This is a genomic window from Xenorhabdus sp. TH1 (genome assembly GCF_037260955.1).
Lineage (GTDB): Bacteria > Pseudomonadota > Gammaproteobacteria > Enterobacterales > Enterobacteriaceae > Xenorhabdus > Xenorhabdus griffiniae.
Window position 1 is genome coordinate 1,383,376 of record NZ_CP147734.1, and the last position, 21,173, is coordinate 1,404,548.

The 21,173-nt window shown below is 43.5% G+C and carries 17 protein-coding genes and 5 pseudogenes; 12 read left to right on the forward strand and 10 right to left on the reverse strand.

Annotated features, from left to right (window positions below; genetic code table 11):
- Positions 1-9 precede the first annotated feature (9 nt).
- The 5 genes from lolC (at position 10) to pepT (ending at position 5,344) form a co-directional block, all read left to right on the forward strand.
- A complete protein-coding gene (gene lolC, locus WDV74_RS06120; protein WP_338885145.1) occupies positions 10-1,212 on the forward strand; it encodes a lipoprotein-releasing ABC transporter permease subunit LolC in 1,203 nt (400 codons plus the stop codon).
- On the forward strand, positions 1,205-1,909 hold the full coding sequence (gene lolD, locus WDV74_RS06125; protein WP_338885146.1) for a lipoprotein-releasing ABC transporter ATP-binding protein LolD: 705 nt from the start codon (positions 1,205-1,207) through the stop codon (positions 1,907-1,909). The genes lolC and lolD overlap by 8 nt, the downstream gene beginning before the upstream one ends.
- Positions 1,909-3,156, forward strand: a complete 1,248-nt coding sequence (lolE, locus tag WDV74_RS06130; protein ID WP_338885147.1) for a lipoprotein-releasing ABC transporter permease subunit LolE — start codon at positions 1,909-1,911, stop codon at positions 3,154-3,156. The genes lolD and lolE overlap by 1 nt, the downstream gene beginning before the upstream one ends.
- Before the next feature lie 56 nt (positions 3,157-3,212).
- Positions 3,213-4,043: a Sir2 family NAD+-dependent deacetylase gene (cobB, locus tag WDV74_RS06135; protein ID WP_338885148.1), complete on the forward strand. Its 831-nt coding sequence runs from the start codon at positions 3,213-3,215 to the stop codon at positions 4,041-4,043.
- Between the two features lie 65 nt (positions 4,044-4,108).
- Positions 4,109-5,344, forward strand: coding sequence for a peptidase T (gene pepT, locus WDV74_RS06140; protein ID WP_338885149.1), 1,236 nt, complete (start codon positions 4,109-4,111; stop codon positions 5,342-5,344).
- A 52-nt stretch (positions 5,345-5,396) separates the two neighbouring features.
- On the opposite strand, the gene WDV74_RS06145 is transcribed toward pepT, so the two are convergent.
- Positions 5,397-6,518 (reverse strand): cupin domain-containing protein, encoded by a 1,122-nt coding sequence (locus tag WDV74_RS06145; RefSeq protein WP_338885150.1) that lies wholly within the window; start codon positions 6,516-6,518, stop codon positions 5,397-5,399.
- Positions 6,519-6,678: 160 nt separating this feature from the next.
- Between WDV74_RS06145 and WDV74_RS06150 the strand changes: the two are divergent.
- The 5 genes and pseudogenes from WDV74_RS06150 (at position 6,679) to WDV74_RS06170 (ending at position 10,566) form a co-directional block, all read left to right on the forward strand.
- A pseudogene (locus WDV74_RS06150) lies at positions 6,679-7,719 on the forward strand (IS630 family transposase).
- A 41-nt stretch (positions 7,720-7,760) separates the two neighbouring features.
- A complete protein-coding gene (locus WDV74_RS06155) occupies positions 7,761-8,267 on the forward strand; it encodes a hypothetical protein (protein WP_338885151.1) in 507 nt (168 codons plus the stop codon).
- A gap of 10 nt (positions 8,268-8,277) precedes the next feature.
- Positions 8,278-9,251, forward strand: a pseudogene (locus WDV74_RS06160) (aldo/keto reductase).
- 19 nt (positions 9,252-9,270) lie between these two features.
- Positions 9,271-10,230, forward strand: a complete 960-nt coding sequence (locus WDV74_RS06165) for an SDR family NAD(P)-dependent oxidoreductase (protein ID WP_338885152.1) — start codon at positions 9,271-9,273, stop codon at positions 10,228-10,230.
- 207 nt (positions 10,231-10,437) lie between these two features.
- Positions 10,438-10,566 (forward strand): hypothetical protein, encoded by a 129-nt coding sequence (locus tag WDV74_RS06170; RefSeq protein WP_338885153.1) that lies wholly within the window; start codon positions 10,438-10,440, stop codon positions 10,564-10,566.
- An 87-nt stretch (positions 10,567-10,653) separates the two neighbouring features.
- Here WDV74_RS06170 and phoQ read toward each other — a convergent pair whose 3' ends face one another.
- From phoQ to rluE, 7 genes are all read right to left on the reverse strand, one after another.
- Positions 10,654-12,156, reverse strand: a complete 1,503-nt coding sequence (gene phoQ / locus WDV74_RS06175) for a two-component system sensor histidine kinase PhoQ (RefSeq protein WP_338885154.1) — start codon at positions 12,154-12,156, stop codon at positions 10,654-10,656.
- The gene (gene phoP, locus WDV74_RS06180) at positions 12,146-12,829 is read right to left on the reverse strand and encodes a two-component system response regulator PhoP (protein ID WP_338885155.1); all 684 of its coding nucleotides are present in this window, start codon (positions 12,827-12,829) and stop codon (positions 12,146-12,148) included. Before phoP ends, phoQ begins: the two co-directional genes overlap by 11 nt.
- Before the next feature lie 443 nt (positions 12,830-13,272).
- Positions 13,273-14,643 carry an adenylosuccinate lyase gene (gene purB, locus WDV74_RS06185; RefSeq protein WP_273559980.1) on the reverse strand — a complete coding sequence of 457 codons (1,371 nt, stop codon included), beginning with the start codon at positions 14,641-14,643 and terminating at the stop codon, positions 13,273-13,275.
- Positions 14,644-14,725: 82 nt separating this feature from the next.
- Positions 14,726-15,352 (reverse strand): high frequency lysogenization protein HflD, encoded by a 627-nt coding sequence (hflD, locus tag WDV74_RS06190; protein WP_338885156.1) that lies wholly within the window; start codon positions 15,350-15,352, stop codon positions 14,726-14,728.
- 2 nt (positions 15,353-15,354) lie between these two features.
- Positions 15,355-16,458 (reverse strand): tRNA 2-thiouridine(34) synthase MnmA, encoded by a 1,104-nt coding sequence (gene mnmA, locus WDV74_RS06195; protein ID WP_338885157.1) that lies wholly within the window; start codon positions 16,456-16,458, stop codon positions 15,355-15,357.
- Between the two features lie 73 nt (positions 16,459-16,531).
- Positions 16,532-16,984: an NUDIX hydrolase gene (locus WDV74_RS06200; protein WP_338885158.1), complete on the reverse strand. Its 453-nt coding sequence runs from the start codon at positions 16,982-16,984 to the stop codon at positions 16,532-16,534.
- Entirely contained in the window at positions 16,977-17,606 is a 630-nt protein-coding gene (gene rluE, locus WDV74_RS06205) for a 23S rRNA pseudouridine(2457) synthase RluE (RefSeq protein WP_338885159.1), read from the reverse strand. The genes WDV74_RS06200 and rluE overlap by 8 nt, the downstream gene beginning before the upstream one ends.
- A 140-nt stretch (positions 17,607-17,746) precedes the next feature.
- Here rluE and icd point away from each other — a divergent pair, with 140 nt between their 5' ends.
- Positions 17,747-19,000, forward strand: a complete 1,254-nt coding sequence (icd, locus tag WDV74_RS06210) for an NADP-dependent isocitrate dehydrogenase (RefSeq protein ID WP_338885160.1) — start codon at positions 17,747-17,749, stop codon at positions 18,998-19,000.
- 112 nt (positions 19,001-19,112) lie between these two features.
- On the opposite strand, the pseudogene WDV74_RS06215 reads toward icd, so the two are convergent.
- Together WDV74_RS06215 and WDV74_RS06220 are read right to left on the reverse strand one after the other, a co-directional pair.
- Positions 19,113-19,838 (reverse strand): annotated as a pseudogene (locus WDV74_RS06215) (tyrosine-type recombinase/integrase); the annotation flags it as partial.
- A gap of 312 nt (positions 19,839-20,150) precedes the next feature.
- A pseudogene (locus tag WDV74_RS06220) lies at positions 20,151-20,444 on the reverse strand (transposase); the annotation flags it as partial.
- On the opposite strand from WDV74_RS06220, the pseudogene WDV74_RS06225 reads away from it, so the two are divergent.
- Positions 20,418-21,014 (forward strand): annotated as a pseudogene (locus WDV74_RS06225) (IS110 family transposase); the annotation flags it as partial. The pseudogenes WDV74_RS06220 and WDV74_RS06225 overlap by 27 nt on opposite strands.
- Positions 21,015-21,173 lie beyond the last annotated feature (159 nt).

Consider the following 21,173-nt stretch of genomic DNA (forward strand, 5'->3'; position numbering starts at 1 on the left):
ACAGATTTCATGTTTCAATCGGTCTCATTATTTATAGGATTGCGCTATATGCGCGGGCGGGCGGTCGATAAATTTGGCCGTTTTGTTTCATGGTTGTCAGCGATTGGCATTACGCTAGGCGTCGCGGCCTTGATTACGGTATTGTCAGTCATGAACGGTTTTGAGCGTTCATTAGAAAGTAGCATCCTGGGCTTTATGCCGCAGGCTATCATTACATCGGAAAAAGGCGCTATCAATCCGGTTGAACATCCGGTTAGCCAGCTGGTGGGATTAAAGGGGGTTAATCGCATCACCTCTATCGTACAAGGAGATGTGGTGCTACAGAGTCACCACAATGTAGGTGTTGGTGTCATGTTAGGTATTAACCAGGACGAATATGCGCCATTGGCAGAACATCTTGTTAATGTCAATCGAAGCCAACTACAACCCGGAGGTTATTTTGTCATTTTGGGAGAAAAATTGGCGGCTAAATTAGGGGTAAAACGGGGCGATAAAATCCGTATTATCGTGCCGAGTGCCAGTCAGTTAACGCCAATGGGCCGAATTCCCAGCCAGCGTTTATTCACGGTAGCGGGTACATTCTTCGCCAATAGTGAAGCCGATGGTACGGAAATGTTAGTTAATCAACAGGATGCGGCCAGATTGTTGCGCTATCCCATAGGTAATATTACCGGCTGGCGTTTGTTTCTCAATGAGCCACTCACCGTAGATGCCTTGAGCCAGCAAACCTTGCCAAAAGGGCTGATATGGAAAGATTGGCGTGAACGCAAAGGGGAATTTTTTCAGGCGGTTCGCATGGAGAAAAACATGATGGGATTATTGCTGAGCCTGATTATAGCTGTTGCTGCTTTTAACATTATTACCTCTCTCTCTTTATTGGTGATGGAAAAACAGGGTGAAATCGCTATCTTGCAGACGCAAGGTCTGACCCGACGTCAAGTGATGGCCATCTTTATGATCCAGGGCGCGGGAGCCGGCATTATTGGTGCTGTATTGGGAACAGGGTTGGGAATATTGCTTTCCAGTCAGTTAAATAATCTCATGCCAATTATCGGATTGCTGTCTGAGGGCATTCAGTTACCTGTTGCAATTGATACTACGCAAGTAATGCTGATTGCCATCAGTGCCATGTTGATCTCCTTAATCTCGACGCTGTACCCTTCCTGGCGCGCGGCGACCACCCAACCTGCTGAGGCTTTACGTTATGAGTAAACACCCTTTATTACTGTGTCACCAACTGTGCAAAAAATATCAGGAAGGAAAAATTTCTACAGAAGTATTAAAGAATGTCACTTTTTCCATGCAACAGGGTGAAATAATGGCCATTGTCGGGAGTTCTGGCTCTGGCAAAAGTACCCTCTTGCACTTGCTTGGTGGTTTGGATTCACCTACGTCTGGTGAAGTCCGGTTCAAAGGGCAATCACTCAACCAAATGTCTTCGTCCGCGCGGGCAGAATTACGTAACAGTGAAATTGGTTTCATTTATCAGTTTCACCATTTATTACCTGATTTTACGGCATTGGAAAATGTTGCGATGCCGCTCCTGATTGGCGGACAAAAACGCCATTCTCAACAAAAAGCGCTGGATATGCTGGCGGCGGTTGGGTTGGAGCATCGGGCGCATCATCGGCCATCTGAGCTGTCAGGGGGAGAACGTCAACGTGTTGCCATTGCCCGGGCGCTGGTAAATGAACCGTCATTGGTGTTGGCGGATGAACCAACGGGTAACCTTGATCAACGAAATGCAGACAGTGTGTTTCAGCTTTTGCAAGAATTGAACCAACAGCAAGGTACTGCGTTTCTTGTTGTCACCCATGATCTGAAATTAGCTAAGAAACTGGCACGTCAGGTAGAAATGCGTGATGGGTATTTGCAGGATGAATTAACCCTGGCGGCGGGGGAGATGTAATGGTAAACCTGCCTCTTGCACTATTTACCGCATTACGATTTAGTCGTGGCCGACGTCGTTCAGGCATGGTTTCCCTGATCTCTGTCATTTCAACGCTGGGTATCATGTTGGGTGTGGCGGTGCTGATTATTGGCTTGAGTGCCATGAACGGTTTTGAACGAGAGTTGAACAATCGGATACTTTCCGTTGTGCCACATGGACAAATTTATGCTGTGGAGCAGCCTTTCCAGGATTGGGAAACCGCCCTTAAGCGGGTAAGACAGACACCAGGTATTGCCGGAGCCTCTCCCTATATTGAGTTCACTGGCCTGATGGAGCGCGGTGAAAAACTTCATGCTATACAGGTACGTGGAGTCGATCTGGATACCGAGATGGATGTGAGTACCTTACCTCAGTTTGTGCGTAACGGGGCATGGAAAACGTTCAGGGCAGGAAAAAATCAGGTGATTTTAGGGCAGGGGGTGGCTAATTCACTGCACGTGAAACAGGGTGATTGGGTGACAGTCATGATCCCCAATAATGATGCGAGCCTGAAACTTTTGCAGCCTAAACGCATCCGTTTACAGGTTGCGGGTATTTTCCAGTTGAGTGGCATGTTAGATCACAGTTTGGCTCTTGTTCCTTTGCCTGATGCCCAGAACTATCTGGATTACGGTAATGCAATCACCGGTATTGCCATTAAAGCCGATAATGTTTTTGCCGCAGAGCAACGTGTGTGGGATGCAGGTAACGCGACAGGAAAGTATGTCTATATCAGCACCTGGACAAAAGATTACGGTTATATGTACAACGATATCCAGATGGTACGTAGCATTATGTACCTGGCGATGGTACTGGTTATTGGTGTTGCTTGCTTTAATATTATTTCAACACTGATTATGGCGGTGAAGGATAAAAGCAGTGACATCGCTATCTTGCGTACTTTGGGAGCAAAGGATAGCCATATTAGGGCAATTTTTTTATGGTATGGATTACTAACAGGCATGATAGGGAGCATAATTGGTGTCGTTGTCGGGATTTTCACATCATTAAATTTGACGGCTATCATTAAAGGGTTAGAAAAGCTGCTTGGACACCAACTCCTTTCAGGAGATATCTATTTTATCGACTTTTTGCCATCAGAATTGCATGTTATGGATGTGCTTTATGTTCTGTTAACGGCATTAGTATTAAGTTTGTTGGCGAGTTGGTATCCTGCTCGTCGGGCCAGTAAACTTGATCCAGCGCGAATTTTGAGTGGACAATAGGATATCGGGGTATCAACGCGTATCTAAGCACGCTATCGTATACAAGGAAATAATCTATGCGGGTTCTTCATCGGCACAGTAAATTTTACCGAACCAAGCGATTACGGCGACAGCGATCACATAGACAAAACTTTTACAGGGATATCCGATTGGCAAATAAAATACAAAAACCTTATGTGGTGATCCTGACAGGAGCAGGAATTTCGGCTGAGTCAGGTATTCAAACATTTCGCTCTGCCGATGGCCTGTGGGAAGAGCATCGTGTCGAAGATGTTGCGACTCCGGAAGGTTTTCAGCGTGATCCTGATCTGGTTCAGGCATTTTATAATGCCCGCCGCAAGCAGTTACAACAACCGGATATCCAGCCTAATGCCGCACATCATGCCTTGGCGGAACTCGAACAGGAGCTTGGTGACCATTTTTTATTGGTGACACAGAATATTGATGATCTGCATGAACGTGCGGGAAGTCGTCGTGTTCTGCATATGCACGGTGAATTACTGAAAGTTCGGTGTTGTCAATCTGGGCAAGTCGTTGAGTGGACAAATGATCTCACTATGGAAGATCGTTGCCATTGTTGCCAATTCCCGTCGCCATTACGTCCTCATGTAGTATGGTTTGGGGAAATGCCATTGGGTATGGAGCAGATTTATTCTGCTTTAGCTGATGCAGATATCTTTATTGCTATTGGAACATCGGGTCACGTTTATCCGGCAGCGGGGTTTGTGCATGAGGCTAAATTGTCTGGGGCGCACACTATTGAGCTGAATCTTGAACCTAGCCAGGTCGAGAATTTGTTTGATGAAAAACATTACGGTTATGCCAGTAAAATAGTTACGCAATATGTTCAATCCTTAATTCAGCAGATGAAGACGGATAAAAGCTGACTTGACGCAATGCCTACGCTATCCATCTTTTTCATAATAAATCCACATGAACTCGGGAGAAGAAGATGGATAGATTATTAGAGCGTTTTTTTAAATATATTGCATTTAATACGCAATCAAAACCATCCGCTAAAACCATTCCCAGTAGTAACGGTCAACTGGATCTTGCCAAGGTATTATACGAAGAGTTGATCCAGCTTGGTTTTGCCGATGTCACTCTCAATGAACGGGGATGTGTGATGGCAACATTGCCAAAAAATGTTGCAACGCCTGTTCCTGTCATTGGTTTTATTGCCCACCTCGATACCTCCCCGGATTTTTCCGGTAAGCATGTTAATCCCCAGATTGTGGAAAATTATCGTGGTGGTGATATTGCGTTAGGGATGGGAGATGACGTGTTATCTCCCGTCATGTTCCCTGTATTACATAGCTTACTGGGGAAAACATTAATTACGACCGATGGCAAAACACTGTTGGGTGCTGATGATAAAGCCGGGATCGCTGAAATCATTACCGCGATGGTGCGCTTGAAACAGAGAAATATTCCACATGGTGATATTCGGATTGCGTTCACGCCAGATGAGGAAATTGGCAGGGGAGCACACTATTTTGATCTAGCGGCTTTCGGCGCAGAATGGGCCTATACCGTTGATGGCGGCGGAGTGGGGGAATTGGAATTTGAAAATTTCAATGCCGCATCCGTGGTCATCAAGATTGTGGGGAATATGGCTCATCCGGGCAGTGCCAAAGGAGTTATGGTTAACGCATTGACATTAGCCATGCGCATTCATCATGCTTTACCGGCTGAAGAAACGCCTGAACAGACCGAAGGTTATGAAGGTTTTTATCATCTGCATAGCATAAAAGGGACTGTTGAGCGTGCCGAGATGCACTATATCATCCGGGATTTTGACAGGGCTAATTTTGCAAAACGTAAAAAAAATCTCATTGCTATTGCGGAAACTATCGGAGAAGGATTACATCCAGACTGCTATATTGAGCTGGCGATTGATGATGATTATTACAACATGCATAGCGAGGTGCTTAAATATCCTCATGTTATTGCCATTGCTAAACAAGCGATGCTCGATTGTCATATTGAACCAATAATCCAGCCGATACGTGGGGGGACTGATGGTGCAGAGTTATCTTATCGCGGCCTCCCTTGCCCGAATATTTTTACGGGCGGATATAATTATCACAGCAAGCACGAATTTATTTCACTGGAAGGCATGGAACAAGCCGTTAATGTGATTATGCGGATTGCTGAATTGACGGTAAGTCATGTCTCGCCCGAATAACCGCCACCTATTTAGTAAACAAGGGGCAACTTATCTTGCCCCTTGGCTTGGATTAATCATTAAAATACCAATAACCGCTATTGACCAAAGCCGTAAGCAGACTGACAAATCGGACGTCGTCGATAGCATCGCCCAGCAGTTCAGCATTCACTTTGTCATATTGGCAAAGGGCGTTAGCAGCCTGGATATGAGGAGTATCCATCAATTCCCCATTGACGAAACATTGATCACCAACCCGCAGGACGCGCAGGCCACTCAAGCGATTTAACGCTTCGCCTTGTTTCAGCAAATCATAAATCTCATCGCTCTCATAAGGCGGTTCAGGTGGTGCCAGATCTAATTCATGGCGCGATTGAGAGATGAATTCGCCAAACCAGTTTTGGAAAGTTTCTGGTTGTTCCAACAATTCACGCATCATGGAACGCAGTGTGTCCAGTTCGTTTGTCTGGATCAGGGCTGGGTTGTCACGAAATGTTAATCCAGGATCGCTGTAGCGATGGCTTCCCAGCTCGTTTGCCAGAATATAGTCAGCAAATCCACTGAATAATTCACGGGCATTGGGGGCACGGAATCCCACTGAATAGTTCAGTGAATCCTCAATAGCATAGCCTTCGTGTGGAAAACCTGGTGGAATATAGAGTATATCGCCCGGTAACATCTCTTCATCAATAATTGCCTCAAAAGGTTCAACCTGCAACAAATCAGGGTGAGGGCAATGTTGTTTCATGGGAATTTTTTCACCTACCCGCCAACGTCTGCGCCCTTTTCCTTGAATGATAAAAACGTCATATTGGTCAAGATGCGGGCCGACACCACCGCCGGGTACGGAGAACGAGATCATCAAGTCATCCATGCGCCAGTCAGACAGTACACGGAATGGCTTCATCAGTGCAGAAGAAGGGAGATGCCAATGGTCAACGGCTTGTACAAGCAAAGACCAGTTTTTTTCGTCTAAATGGTCGTAGGTTTCAAATGGTCCGTGGGAAACTTCCCAGCGCCCATTTTTCTGACTAACCAAACGGCTATCGATTTCATTTTCCATCGCCAGACCCGCCAGCTCATCGGGGGAAAGAGGATCAATAAACTGATGGAAACCCTGTTTAATCAGCAATGGTCGTTTTTGCCAATGGTTTTGCAAAAACGCCTGCCAGTCCAGATTTAGCTGATAGTCCATGGTGACATCCTGAAGTGAGAAGTGAATTTCACGCTATTATAACGAATAGTCAATGACGATATATAACTTTTCAAAATGGTAGGAGTATCAAAGAAATTCAGTCCAAATTTTGCAAACTTTGATTTTCCACAAACAAAAATGCAAAAAAGAGGACTGAGTTATGCTTATCTTACCACCCACTTTCCGCATTGAACGCCGCCTGATGAAAAAAATTGCCCAAAAAACGCAAGATAAAGGATATGCTATCCGGGTTATGGCCATGCTCTCACTTTATCGGAATGAATCAGTTCCTTTCGTCTCTGAAAAATTTTGTGTCGCGCTGTCTTCTGTCTGGCGTTGGATCAAACGTTTTAGAACATATGGTTGGATAGGATTAAAAAGCCAGCCCGCGGGCCGCCCTCGGCAATGGAATTTGACTGTTCTTTTACCTTTTATTCATTATTTACTCGAACTTTCACCATAACAGTTCAATCATGTCCGTTCTCGCTGGAGTCTTGAACTTTTCATTATTCAAATCAATGAAATAATGCATGTGAAATTTTCGCTCAGTACACTTTACCGTTTTCTCTGTAAAAACAAGATCGTCTGGCGACGATCAGCCCCCACGGTACATAAGCCCGACCCTCAATATGAAGATGAAGAAAAAATGGCACGTATTAATCAAGCATTATCGCAGGTATCAAAAGAAAATCCCGTATGTTATGAGGATGATGTGGATATTAATTTCAACCCTAAAATAGGTTCAGATTGGTATTTCAAAGGGCAGCAAAAAAGGATTCTTACACCGGGAAAAAATCAAAAATATTACCTTGCAGGTTGTTTTGATATTCAAACCGGAAAAATTTTCTATAGGGGTTCCGGTAGAAAAAATTCTCAATTACTCATCAATATGTTAGAAGAATTAAAACGCCACCACCGTCATGCGAAAACGTTAACAGTCATTTTAGACAATTACAGCATTCATACCAGCCAACGAGTCAAGGCTTGGTTGAAGCAAAATCCAACAGTAACCCTGTTATTTCTCCCCGTTTATTCTCCATGGCTGAATAAAATAGAACGGTTATGGCAATCATTGCATGAAACGGTGACACGAAATCATTGTTGCCAATATATGTGGCAGCTCATCAAAAGAGTTAAGATTTTCTTGAATACCGCTTCAGCAACCTGTTGGAAAGGAATAGGAAATATGAAACTCTCATAATTATGAAAAATTATATAGTCAAACTACCTGAAGTTCAGGATATGACACAAGAACAACTGAATGTATATGAAAAGTTCCCTTCAAACTTGACTCGAGGTTTGCTTTTAACCAAATGTTCTGCCGGACCTCATTTATCCTTAGGGGGTGCTTTGACGAAAGGATATCTGAATGACTATGAGCGTGAAATTATTGTCATGCGTGTAGCTAAACTGGTTAACAGCGAGTTCGAACGGCTTATTCATTATCCGCTTGCGATTAAGGCTGGTCTGACAGAGCAGGAAATTAGCGATATCGAGAGTGGAAACTATGAGGCGATGGATTCACGCAGAAGAGCTATGGTGAAATATATTACAGAGTGCATTCTTGAAGGCAGAGCTTCAGTATCATCATTTCGCAGTTTAAATGAATTTTATTCACAAGGTGAGATCGCTGATGCTACCCATCTCGCAGGGCATTGCTGGATGACAGCTATGTATTTGGCAAGTCTCGATATACCATTTGATGAACAAGAAACTTCGTGGTCCAGACTCACAGAGCTCAATAATTGAGGAGGGGAATTTGCAATATTGCCATTTAGGAAAATCAAGGCTAATTGTGTCTAGGCTTGCTCTGGGATGTATGTCATTTGGAGATTCAACTAAAGGGGCACACACATGGACTCTGGACTATACCCAAAGCGAGAAGATTATTACTAAGTCATTAGATTTAGGAATAAATTTTTTTGATACAGCTAATGTTTATTCACTTGGTTCAAGTGAAGAAATCGTGGGAGCCTGTTTGAAAAAATATGCTAAGCGTGAGGATGTGGTCATAGCCACAAAAGTTTATGAGAAAATGACTGATTCTCCTTTATCGGGGGGCTGTCACGTAAAGAAATATTTACGCAAGTTAATGCCAGCCTAAAAAGACTTCAAACCGATTATATTGACCTTTATATAATTCATCGATGGGATGATAACACACCGATCGAAGAGACAATGCTTGCTCTGAATGACTTAATTCAGTCAGGCAAGGTTCGATATATTGGTGCTTCGTCAATGAGAACTTGGCAATTCATCAAAGCGCAATTCGTTGCCAGAATGAACGGATGGACTCAGTTCATTAGTATGCAAAATCATTACAATCTCATCAATCGTGAAGAGGAAAGAGAAATGCTGCCTTATTGTGTTTCCGAGGGGATTGGTGTTACGCCATGGAGTCCATTGGCCAGAGGTAAACTTGCAAAGAATACTGATACTATTCGTACAAAATCTGACAATGTATTGTCATGGCTATATGAATCCGCAAAACAGAGTGATGAAAAAATAATTTCTGTTCTAAATGAGATCTCAGCAAGTAAAAAATGTAAGCCTGCACATGTAGCTTTAGCTTGGTTGTTATCTAAACCAGCAATCGCTTCACCAATCGTTGGTGTGACATCAGTGGAGCAACTTATAGATAATATTTGTTGCATGAATGTATCTCTTAGTAATGATGAAATTGCTGCACTGGAGGAGTTCTATACTCCGCATTTGAGAGCCGAATTATCTTAAAATAGTTATTGGGGGATTTATGCGAGTACAAAGACCGATCAATTCAGGATTTGGCGCGTCATCAACAGTCTCGGATGTACTTAAGGGTGTTGATATTAAAGGTAAGACTGCTCTTATTACAGGTGGATATTCTGGATTGGGATATGAGGCTACTAAAGCGCTATCAGAAGCAGGTGTTCATGTGGTAGTGGGAGCGAGGGATATAGGAAATGCATCTAATGCTTTAAGTGAGCTAACCAATATTACCATTCTTCCACTTGATCTTTCGGACATAAATTCTGTTAGGACATTGGCGGCTTATGTCAATGCTAATAGATATATCTTTGATTATGTGATTTGTAATGCTGGCGTCATGGCTTCTCCAGAAAAACGGGTTGGTCCAGGATGGGAATCGCAGTTTGCTACAAATCATATTGGCCATTATGTACTGGTGAATCTCATATGGAACAATATCCGATCTGGAGGGAGGGTAGTATGTGTTTCATCTGCTGGACATCATAATTCTCCAATTCGATGGGATGACATTCAGTTTATCCGTGGTTATGACAAGTGGCTGGCATATGCACAGTCTAAAACTGCTAATGTGCTTTTTGCATTGCAATTGGATACATATGGAAAAAACAAGAACATCAGAGCATTTTCTTTGCATCCCGGTAAAATATTTACTCCACTCCAACGGTATTTGTCTTATGAAGAAATGGCAAACGAAGGATGGATGGATAGAGATGGTAATCCGATTGACCCCACCTTTAAATCTCCGGCACAAGGGGCTGCAACTGGGGTATGGGCAGCAACAAGCCCGACCCTGAATGGACAAGGAGGACTTTATTGTGAAGATTGTGACATTGCCAGCCTTGCATCAGATTATGAAGAACCTTTTGTCGGTGTTTGTGAATACGCGATTGATCCATCTGAAGCTTTAAGATTGTGGAATTTCACAGCTAATCTTACAGGTGTAAATGTATTTGCAGCTAACTAGATCGCAAGTAGTCTCGTTACAACCCAAGATTCCAAGCAGCATATTATTTTTATGGTATTAGGAAGTTTAATCCATTGTATTTTCCCCGTTGAAGGAGAATTGAGACAAAAATGGAGAAGACCATATACGAAGCTCAGGTTCAGGTGGTAGAGCCCCGCTGGGAAATCGAAAGCGGTTTTGAGGAGACAAGAGAGAAGTGGCTGGATCATGACGAAGAACGGCGAGAGAAAATTTGGTACGGCATATAACCTTGTCGTTACTGGCCCATGCAGTTCTGGCTGTCTTGCAAATACAGGAGAAAAAACCAATAGCCTTAAGTGTATCGGTACTGCGTAAGCTGCTGCCAAAAAACGAGCACAACAATGTCATTATTGCCATCGGACTCTCTGATTACAGAACAATTCGGCTGTGTAGTGCTAGCAATCACCTAATCGTGATGCGTGGTGCTCGCATTGTGTTGGCTGCTTTGTGTTGGGGATTATGCTGGGCGCGAAATACGACACTCACTCTGGCGCCACCAAGGGGGCTATCCTCTATGTTGATATCACCATCATATTGCTCGACAATTTCAGATGCTATCGATAATCCAAGACCCTGGCCTGATCGTAATGTGTCAGCGCGTAAGCCACGCTGAAAAATCATTTCTCGCTTATCAAGGGGAACCCCTAACCCATCATCATCGACAATAATAGTGACTGAGTTTTCTCCCATTGTGGCGGTGATTTTGACCTGTTTCCGGCAGTATTTACAGGCATTATCCAGAATGTTTCCCATCACTTCCAGAAAATCATTTTTTTCCCCTAGCCATGTCACTTCAGGAGAGACATCTAGCATCATTTTGATGCCCTTATGTTGATATACCTTGGTTAGGGCACTGATTAGGCCATCTAGCAAGATTGGGACGGAAGAAATTTGTCTCAGGAGTAAGCTATGGTCGCTGCGTATATTGGCTCTATGCAAATAGTAGCCAATCTGTTGCGATATCCGGTCAATTTGTTCAAGCATAATAGGTTCAGCTTGTTCAATGGTCAGCTTTTGTGGGGGACGCAGAGAGCGCAGGGTTGATTGCAATACTGCTAGCGGTGTTTTCAGGCTATGTGTCAAATCCGAGAGTGTCGTGTGATATTTGGCATAACGTTTACGTTCATTGGATAGCAAATTGTTTAAATTTCTGACCAGCCCTTTTAATTCAGTAGGCGGGTTTTCCTCCAGTTCTTTCCTTTCCCCATTTTCTAATGAACTGATCTGGGTAATTAAAGATTTTATTGGCCTAAGACTCCAGTCAGCGGCCAGCCAGATTAATGGAATGATTAAAAGTAAGTTAGCAATTAACACATATCCAAACCATTCCCATACTTTTGCTGATTCCTGCACATCTTGTGGAATGGTATCAATGATAACAATAGTCATGGCAGGCAATTTGTCAGTGGCAGGATAAATATTTACAGCAACCGAGTAGGTTAATAATACTTCCTCACTATTTTTTGCCTTTTTTGTATTATCTTGGTTTGGTGTCGCTGTTGGATTATAGAAAAAATCCCCTTTTTCTTTAAAATACGCTTCTAGAGTATATAAACCATCTTTTTTCAGCCAATCGGGATCAATCATTCTTTCCAATTCAGGTACATTATTCTGGCGCCAAAGAATATTCCCATCATTATCATAGATCAGTGCTAATGAGCGATAATTCATGGAAAAATCCTTGGGAACAAGAATTTCTAGCTTGTTATTTTCCCATCTGGCTAAGGTGAAAAATAGATTACTTTGGCTACGGAGTATGGAATAGCTTGTTTTATCAAAACTAACTAAATATCCGGCGATAGCAACAATGCCATATGATAGTGTCAATGCAAGAATAATCGCAGCCGTAGCCATGAGAAACCGTGTTCTCAAAGAAAAAGGTGTTTCTGAGAACTTAAGCATCATAAGATTTCACATCGAAGCGATACCCTTGACCACGAACAGTGACAATGACCTCTTCCGGCCATTCATTCAATATTTTTTTCCTCAAACGCCCCATTAATACATCAATTGTATGACTTTCACGTAATTCAGCATCTGGATACAATTGGCGCATTAACGTTTCTTTACTGACAACCTTGCCATTATTGCGCATTAAGGTTTCGATAATAATGTATTCAAAAGCAGTTAACTTAATATTGGTTTCATTGATAGAAAACTCCTTTCTTGAAAGATTGATTAAAAATGGTGATATCTCAACTAATTGTGATGCCAAACCACTATTGCGTCGCATTAATGCTTGTATGCGGGCATTAATTTCCTCCAGATGAAAGGGCTTGGTAACATAATCATCTGCGCCCGCATTTAGCACGTTGACTTTTTCTTGCCAGCTCTCACGGGCGGTGAGAACAAGGATAGGTAAATTAATTTGCTCACTGCGCCAGCGCCGTAACATGCTAAGGCCATCTTCTCCCGGTAACCCTAAATCGACGATAGCAATATCAGGGTGACTTTCTTTAAGATAATAATCTGCTTCTTTAGCATTCTCTGCAGCATCAACTTGATGTCCGACATCCCGTAATTGTACGGTTAAGTGATGGCGAAGTAATGCGTTATCTTCAACGATCAATATCCGCATAATGATTCCTTATGCTAATCAGTAATTAATGTTTATCAAATAAATTTAAAATAGCTAAGTAATCAATTTCGTCAATAAAGATTAAATAAAATTATAGGTGTATGATTATGAATAAACTAAGTATAGTAACTATTTGGCTTTTGTTGGTATATTAATGATTGGTGCATTTGAAAACAAATGGTTAGGTTGAAATAGTCAATAAATTTACAATTTATTTAACTTCTATATATAACAATCTAACTTCAAGATGAATGTGATTTCCCTCCGTTTCGCGGGGAGAAATCAGGTTTCATATCGTGTTGTAAATTACAGCTTGAAGTTTAATGCGTATAAGTTCATATACTCAATAACATTCAGATTGTCACGTAGTGGCAGGGATGCTGTTGGTGTAAAATTGCACATGGGCGGAATAGAATCCGCCCATTGATATGGATAAACACAGATTATTTTAACTGGTCAACCAGTGAAGTCGCGTATCCAATGTAATTTGCTGGCGTCATGGATTTGAGGCGCTCTTTCTCTGCTTCAGGAAGTTCAAGGCCATCAATAAATGCTTTCATACCTTCAGCATCAACACGTTTACCACGCGTTAGTTCTTTTAGTTTTTCATACGGTTTTTCAATGCCATAACGGCGCATAACAGTCTGGATAGGCTCAGCCAATACTTCCCAATTGCCATCCAGTTCATTCAGTAAGTGCTGTTCATTGACTTCCAGCTTATTCAATCCCTTCATCGTGGATTGATAAGCAATCAATGCATATCCCAGACCAACGCCTAGATTACGCAATACTGTTGAATCTGTCAGGTCGCGCTGCCAGCGAGAAACAGGCAGTTTGCTGGCCAGATGTCCCAAGACCGCATTTGCCAGACCCAGGTTACCTTCTGAGTTTTCGAAATCAATTGGATTGACTTTATGTGGCATAGTAGACGAACCAATTTCCCCGGCAATGGTTTTTTGCTTGAAATGGTTCAAGGCAATATAGCCCCAGATATCGCGATCAAAATCGATTAGGATGGTATTAAAACGAGCCACACAATCAAACAGTTCTGCAATGTAATCATGAGGCTCAATCTGAGTGGTATATGGGTTCCACTGAATACCCAAAGAAGTCACAAATGACTCACTAAATTGGTGCCAGTCAACTTGTGGATAGGCTGACAAGTGTGCATTGTAGTTACCAACCGCCCCATTGATTTTGCCTAGCACTTCTACCTGCTCAAGCTGACGGAATTGGCGTTTCATACGGTAGGCCACGTTAGCAAATTCTTTGCCGACAGTGGAAGGGGTGGCGGGTTGACCGTGTGTGCGCGATAGCAGTGGCAGATCGCGATAATCATGTGCCATGCGTGTGATGGTATCGATTATTTGGCGCCATTGGGGCAGCAAAACTTCCTCACGGGCTGTTTTAAGCATCAATGCATGTGACAGGTTATTAATATCTTCTGATGTGCAGGCAAAATGAATAAATTCTGCAACCTGATGCAGGGCAGGGATATGCGCGACTTTTTCTTTCAGAAAATACTCAACAGCCTTAACGTCGTGATTGGTGGTGCGCTCAATTTCTTTAATACGCAGTGCATCCTGCTCATTGAAATTTACAATAATTTCATCAAGGTAAGCGTTTGCGTCGGCGTCAAAAGCAGGAACTTCCTGGATTTCTGTGGTTGCAGCCAGTTTTTGCAGCCAACGTACTTCGACTTGCACACGGAATTTTAGTAAGCCGAACTCACTAAAAATAGCGCGTAGTGCGCTGACTTTATCGCCGTAACGGCCATCAATTGGAGAAACAGCGGTCAGTGAGGATAATTCCATTGGTAGCAACTCCCGGATTTTATTTAACAATGTATGTTTAACAGCTTAGATTTAACAGTTTTTCGCTAACAGTCTTTATCATCTAACAGTTAGCAAGGATCTCTTTTGCCTGTCGGATCAGGCGCTGACGAGAAAACATGATTTGCAGGCGGTTACCGCCAACTTGTTGCCATAAAACGGCACTGCGGATACCGGCCAGTAACACTGATCTGACTTTTGCCTGAATCAATGAATTACGTAATACGTCAGGTGAACCGGTCACCTGAATACGTGGCCCCAGCGGACTGATAACATCGACATAAATTCCAGCCAGGGCGTTGAGCATTCCTTCTGACATCGGTTCAAAATAGGCTTGCTGACGTCCTAACTGTTCAATACGATTTGCCAATTGATTGACAGCTGATGGGTTTTTATTCAAGCGGCGTTCCAGTGCCACTAAACTCAGCATATAGCGGGTAAGATCGGCAGAAACGCCACTATGTGAACCGTTGAACATACCCAACATAGCGTCAAGGCCAACACGCAGGTTGCCGGCGTTATTGCCGAAGACATCCAGCGTAGAGGTTGGATTCATGTTCAGGACGCTATTGATCATGATCTCAAAAGCATCCGTATCACACTGGCCTTCATGGGCAAGTTTTTGGACCAGACGGCCTGACTGGCAGATACCTGCCAGAGCCAGTGTAATATCGTAATAATTTTTAGCCACAACTACTCCTGTATACGTTGTTCGATCACGCCACCACCGAGACAAACTTCACCTTGATAAAACACGGCTGATTGACCAGGTGTGACAGCGGCAACAGGGCTATCAAAACGAACTTCAATTTTATCTTCACCCAGAGGGACGACAGTGCAGGGAATATCATGCTGACGGTAGCGTGTTTTGACTACACAGCGCATTTCTGCTTGTAGTGATTGACGATCAACCCAATGTAGTTGCTGGGCGATCAAACCGACAGACATCAGGCGAGGATGTTCATGGCCTTGGGCAACAATCAGTATGTTATTGTCGACATCTTTATCAACAACATACCAAGGTTCTTCACTACCCTCTTTCGTTCCCCCAATTCCTAGTCCTTTGCGCTGGCCGAGTGTATGGTACATCAAGCCAGTATGTTGGCCGATGGTCTGTCCATCCACAGTCATAATTGGGCCAGGCTGGGCGGGTAAATAACGCCCAAGGAAATCACGGAACTTACGCTCACCAATAAAGCAGATACCTGTCGAATCTTTTTTCTTTGCGGTGACCAGGCCAATTTCTTCGGCAATGCGGCGTACTTCGGGTTTTTCCAATTCCCCAACTGGAAACAGACTCTTGGCAACTTGCTGGTGGCTTAAGGTATATAAGAAATAGCTTTGATCTTTGTTGTCATCCAGGCCACGGAGCAATTGGCTTATGCCGTTCACATCCCGACGGCGGACATAATGCCCGGTTGCGATATAGTCAGCCCCTAAATCCTCTGCGGCAAACTCTAAAAATGCTTTGAATTTGATTTCTTTATTACAAAGAATGTCCGGGTTTGGGGTTCTGCCGGCTTTATATTCAGCAAGAAAATGTTCGAATACATTATCCCAATACTCGGCTGCAAAATTGATGGTATGCAATTCTATGCCCAGTTTGTCACAAACGGCCTGAGCATCAGCAAGATCGGTAGCCGCTGAGCAATACTCTTCACTATCGTCTTCTTCCCAGTTTTTCATGAACAGGCCAGCTACCTGGTAGCCCTGCTGTTGCAGAAGGTAGGCGGAAACGGATGAATCAACACCGCCGGACATGCCGACAATGACTTTTTTCTGGCTGTTATCTGACATGGATATATCTCACTGCGGAAAAAAACAAACGCAATACTTTAGCACGTTGGCAACCAAGGTGCACCAAACGTCTTCATTTGGCGAAGGGTGAACCATAATAATCCAGTATCGAGAGTGGATAAGTTCTGTGCTCAAGGTAGCAAAGAAGACTTTCGGCAACCAGAGGAGAACGTAATTGTGAACTGCTAAGGATTTCTTCTGCACTTAACCAATGGCAGCAATGGATATCGTTATCGTGTGGGTGGGTGTCCATGATTTTTTCCATTTCAACCAAGAATAGAAAACGGATAAATGGGGTTTTGTCCGGCGCAACCCATTGGTGCAGTTTTAAAAATGCTTGTGGTTGTGCACGAATTCCGGTTTCTTCCCATAATTCCCGTTCAACGGCTTCCAGTAATGTTTCATCAGCTTCAAGATGGCCTGCTGGTTGATTCCAGAGAGGTTTGCCGTTGATAAACTCTTCAACAACCAAAAACTTATTTTCTGCATGAACAATGCAGGCAACCGTGACGTGTGGACTAAACAAGATTAATTTCTCTCCATTCTCCAGGGGATAATGAGCCTAATTGTATTGAACCCATACTAAAACGGATTAGGCGCAGTGTAGGGTATCCCACATGGGCAGTCATTCTGCGTACCTGCCGATTACGCCCTTCATATAACGTAATTTTAAGCCAACTTACCGGAATACTTTTTCGTTCCCGAATAGGGGGAATTCTCTCCCAAAGCCACTCAGGCTCTTCCACTAATTCAGTGTCGGCGGGTAAGGTTGGGCCATCTTTTAATAAAACGCCGTTACGAAGTTGATTCAGAGCCGTTTCATCAGGAATGCCCTCGACTTGAACATAATAAACTTTAGCGGTTTTTTTATTAGGTTGAGTCAATCTAGCCTGTAATTTGCCATCATTGGTTAACACCAGTAAACCTTCACTATCACGATCCAGACGACCCGCGGCATAAATATCAGTAAACGGGATAAAATCTTTTAACGTTGTTCTGCCCATGTCATCGGTGAATTGGGGTAAGACATCATAAGGTTTGTTAAAAATCAATACCCGACGAGGGCCGATTGTTTTTTTTATGGCTCTATTATTTTTTCTTTGGCTGAATCGGTTAAGTTGGCGTTTTTTAAAAGCGATATTTGTCATGATAAGCCATTGTTTAAAATTAGGGGGCGTATTATACCTTAAATCTGTGAGCGTTGGCGTTTGCAGAATATTCAAGTAGTATTGACACGTCCCTTACAAAAAATTAACAAGGCATTGCGCTTATTTGAAAGGAGAGGTTAATGGAAAGCAAAGTAGTTGTTCCGGCGGAAGGTAAAAAAATTACTATTGATGCCAAAGGTAAATTAAGTGTTCCGAATAACCCTATTATCCCTTATATCGAAGGGGATGGCATTGGTGTTGATGTTACGCCGGTCATGCTAAAAGTTGTTGATGCTGCGGTTCAGAAAGCGTATAGCGGTGAGCGCAAAATTTCCTGGATGGAAATCTACACAGGTGAAAAATCCACGCATGTCTATGGTAAAGATGTTTGGTTGCCAGATGAAACGCTAGATTTAATCCGTGAATACCGTGTTGCTATTAAAGGCCCTCTGACAACACCAGTAGGTGGTGGTATCCGTTCGCTGAACGTCGCATTGCGTCAGCAATTGGATCTGTATGTCTGCCTGCGTCCGGTTCGTTACTACCAAGGTACGCCAAGCCCTGTTAAGCAGCCTGAATTGACCGATATGGTTATTTTCCGCGAAAACGCTGAAGATATTTATGCAGGCATTGAATGGAAAGCGGGTTCAGCGGAAGCGGACAAAGTGATTAAATTCCTGCAAGATGAAATGGGTGTTAATAAGATCCGTTTCCCTCAACAGTGCGGTATTGGTGTCAAACCTTGCTCAGAAGAAGGCACTAAACGTTTAGTACGTGCCGCGATTGAATATGCCATTGATAATGACCGTGAATCAGTCACTCTGGTTCATAAAGGCAATATCATGAAATTCACTGAAGGTGCTTTCAAAGACTGGGGTTATGAACTAGCTCGCACTGAATTCGGCGGAGAATTGTTAGATGGTGGTCCGTGGGTTAAGATCAAGAATCCTAAAAATGGCAAAGATATCATCATTAAGGATGTGATTGCAGATGCTTTCTTGCAACAGATCCTGCTGCGTCCAGCAGAGTATGATGTCATTGCGTGTATGAACCTGAATGGTGACTACATTTCTGATGCTTTAGCTGCTCAGGTGGGTGGTATCGGTATTGCCCCAGGTGCAAACATTGGTGACGAATGCGCATTGTTCGAAGCGACACACGGTACTGCGCCTAAGTATGCAGGCCAGGATAAAGTCAACCCGGGTTCGGTGATCCTTTCCGCTGAAATGATGCTGCGCCACATGGGATGGTTTGAAGCTGCTGATCTAATCGTTAAGGGAATGGAAGGTGCGATTGCCTCGAAGACCGTGACTTACGATTTTGAACGCCTGATGGAAGGTGCTAAGCTGCTGAAATGTAGCGAATTCGGTGATGCAATTATTACACATATGTAATTAATTGTGTAGCTGGATAGATAACGGGGGCTTAATGGTTCCCGTTGTTTTATTATCACGGAAGAAACGGTTATCAAAACAAGTTATCAAAACCCAGTAAATTTTAAACGCGTCAGATCACAATTTTTATCCAATCCTTACCTCGGTCATCGTGATATTTATCGGTCTGTTGTTGCGTTTTGTGTCCTAATAAATTCTTCGTATTAATGCCTTGCTCACGATATAGACGCTCTGATAATGAACGCTGTTCATGGAAAGTGGCTGGAGTTCCTTCGCCCCAGTTAATGTCTGTTTTGTCACGTGCTTTTTTGAAATTTGTTGTTAGTGTATTGGCTGTTACTTTTCCCCCGCGCTTAGATTGCGATGTGGTGTGAAAATAGTGAACTAGATAGGGGCTAACAACACGATCACGACATCGCGCTACCACCTCCCTAAGAGAGATATTCAGTGCATTGCAGCGTAACGCCAGTGGAATAGCTAACCTGACACCTGTCTTTTCTTGAGAAACATGAAGGTGATCATCCCAAACATCACTAAATTTCATTTCAGATATATCACCTAATCTTTGCCCTATTACGATAGCTAACAGCATTGCGTTACCCATGTATTTGTGCTGATTATCAGCAATTGCAAATATTTTTTGCCATTCTTCAAGATTTAAACGTTGACGAGAGACTTTTCTCTTCGATTGCTTAGTGGCTAATGCAGGGTTATAGCCCGGAGGGACTTCACCGGCATGCTGAGCTTCTTTAAATACATCAATCAAAACAGAGCGGACAACCTGAGCCATGCGAGGCTGACCAGCGACTTTATATTCATCTAATATTCCAGCTATATTTCATCGCGGGTCCATTCATCATTGGGTAAAAATTCAGGGTGAGTCCAGTGGCCTAATTGGTCGTGTTCTGGTTGCATTTGTTGAATAGTCACAATAATCCTCCCGCCGCATAGCAGCGTAGTGATAGGGTTGGGGGTTACAGGGTTCTATCTGGATTGCCGAGCACGGTCACTCGGTGTTGGAAATCGGTGGTCGGGAGGGGCTTTTTCGCTGGTTTTTTCTCAACTTTCTTTACATACTTTCCTTGATTCTCATTGGACAGTATTCGCCTACACACAACACACCTACGGTAATGAGCAACTGTCTTTCGCTTTAAACCGTGTGGAAAGATTCATCCCACGGTTTATTTGTTTTTATCATTGCATTGAGAATGACCAGTAACTTACGCATACAAGCAACGATAGCGACTTTATTTGGCTTGCCTGCTTCGGTTAATCTCTTGTAGAAAGCGCAGAGAACGGGGTTAAATCTAATGGCTGTTAACGTAGCCATATAAAGCATTCGACGCACCATTGCTCTTCCTCCAAAAATTATTCGTTTTCCCCGGAAGAACCCAGGATCCCGATTAAACGGTGCAACACCAACCAGATGCAGGCTTTCCTGCTTGAATTTGGTATCAGCATGCCCAAGGGGATTGCCGTGATAAAACGGCTCTCTGCTGTGCTGGCTGAACATGAACTTCCCCCTTATTTGGTGCAGGTATTACTGCGGTTACAGGCACATTATCACTATCTGGTTGAGCAAATCACCGAGATTGAAACTGCCCTGTCACAGGAGGTTGCTCAGGATGATACCGGACAACGGCTGATGACGATCCCCGGCATTGGCCCCATCACGGCGAGTGTGCTTTCCTCACAACTGGGCGATGGAAAACAATATTCTCGCAGCCGGGATTTTGCGGCCTCGACGGGTTTGGTTCCCCGCCAGTACAGCACCGGGGGAAGGACGACCTTATTGGGTATCAGTAAACGGGGTAATAAGACGCTCCGGCAACTGTTGGTACTCTGCGCCCGGTCATTCATGCAACAGATTGAGCATCGGCAGGGAAAACTGGCTGACTGGGTTAAGCAGCAGCTTGAACGAAAGCACTCTAATATCGTGGCCTGTGCATTGGCTAATAAACTCGCCCGGATAGCGTGGGCCATTACGACACAACACACGGTATTTGTCGCCTAAAGCTGGCGTCATTGTGAACCTATTTAAATGTTACCCCACTGGTTTTGCGAAGACTGATTATTGATGACATGAACGGCCTACCGGCCTGATGAGAAACCTAACATAAAAAATGGCTCTTTCAAGCCGACACGGTTTTAAGGTTCATCAGGCGCGGAACTC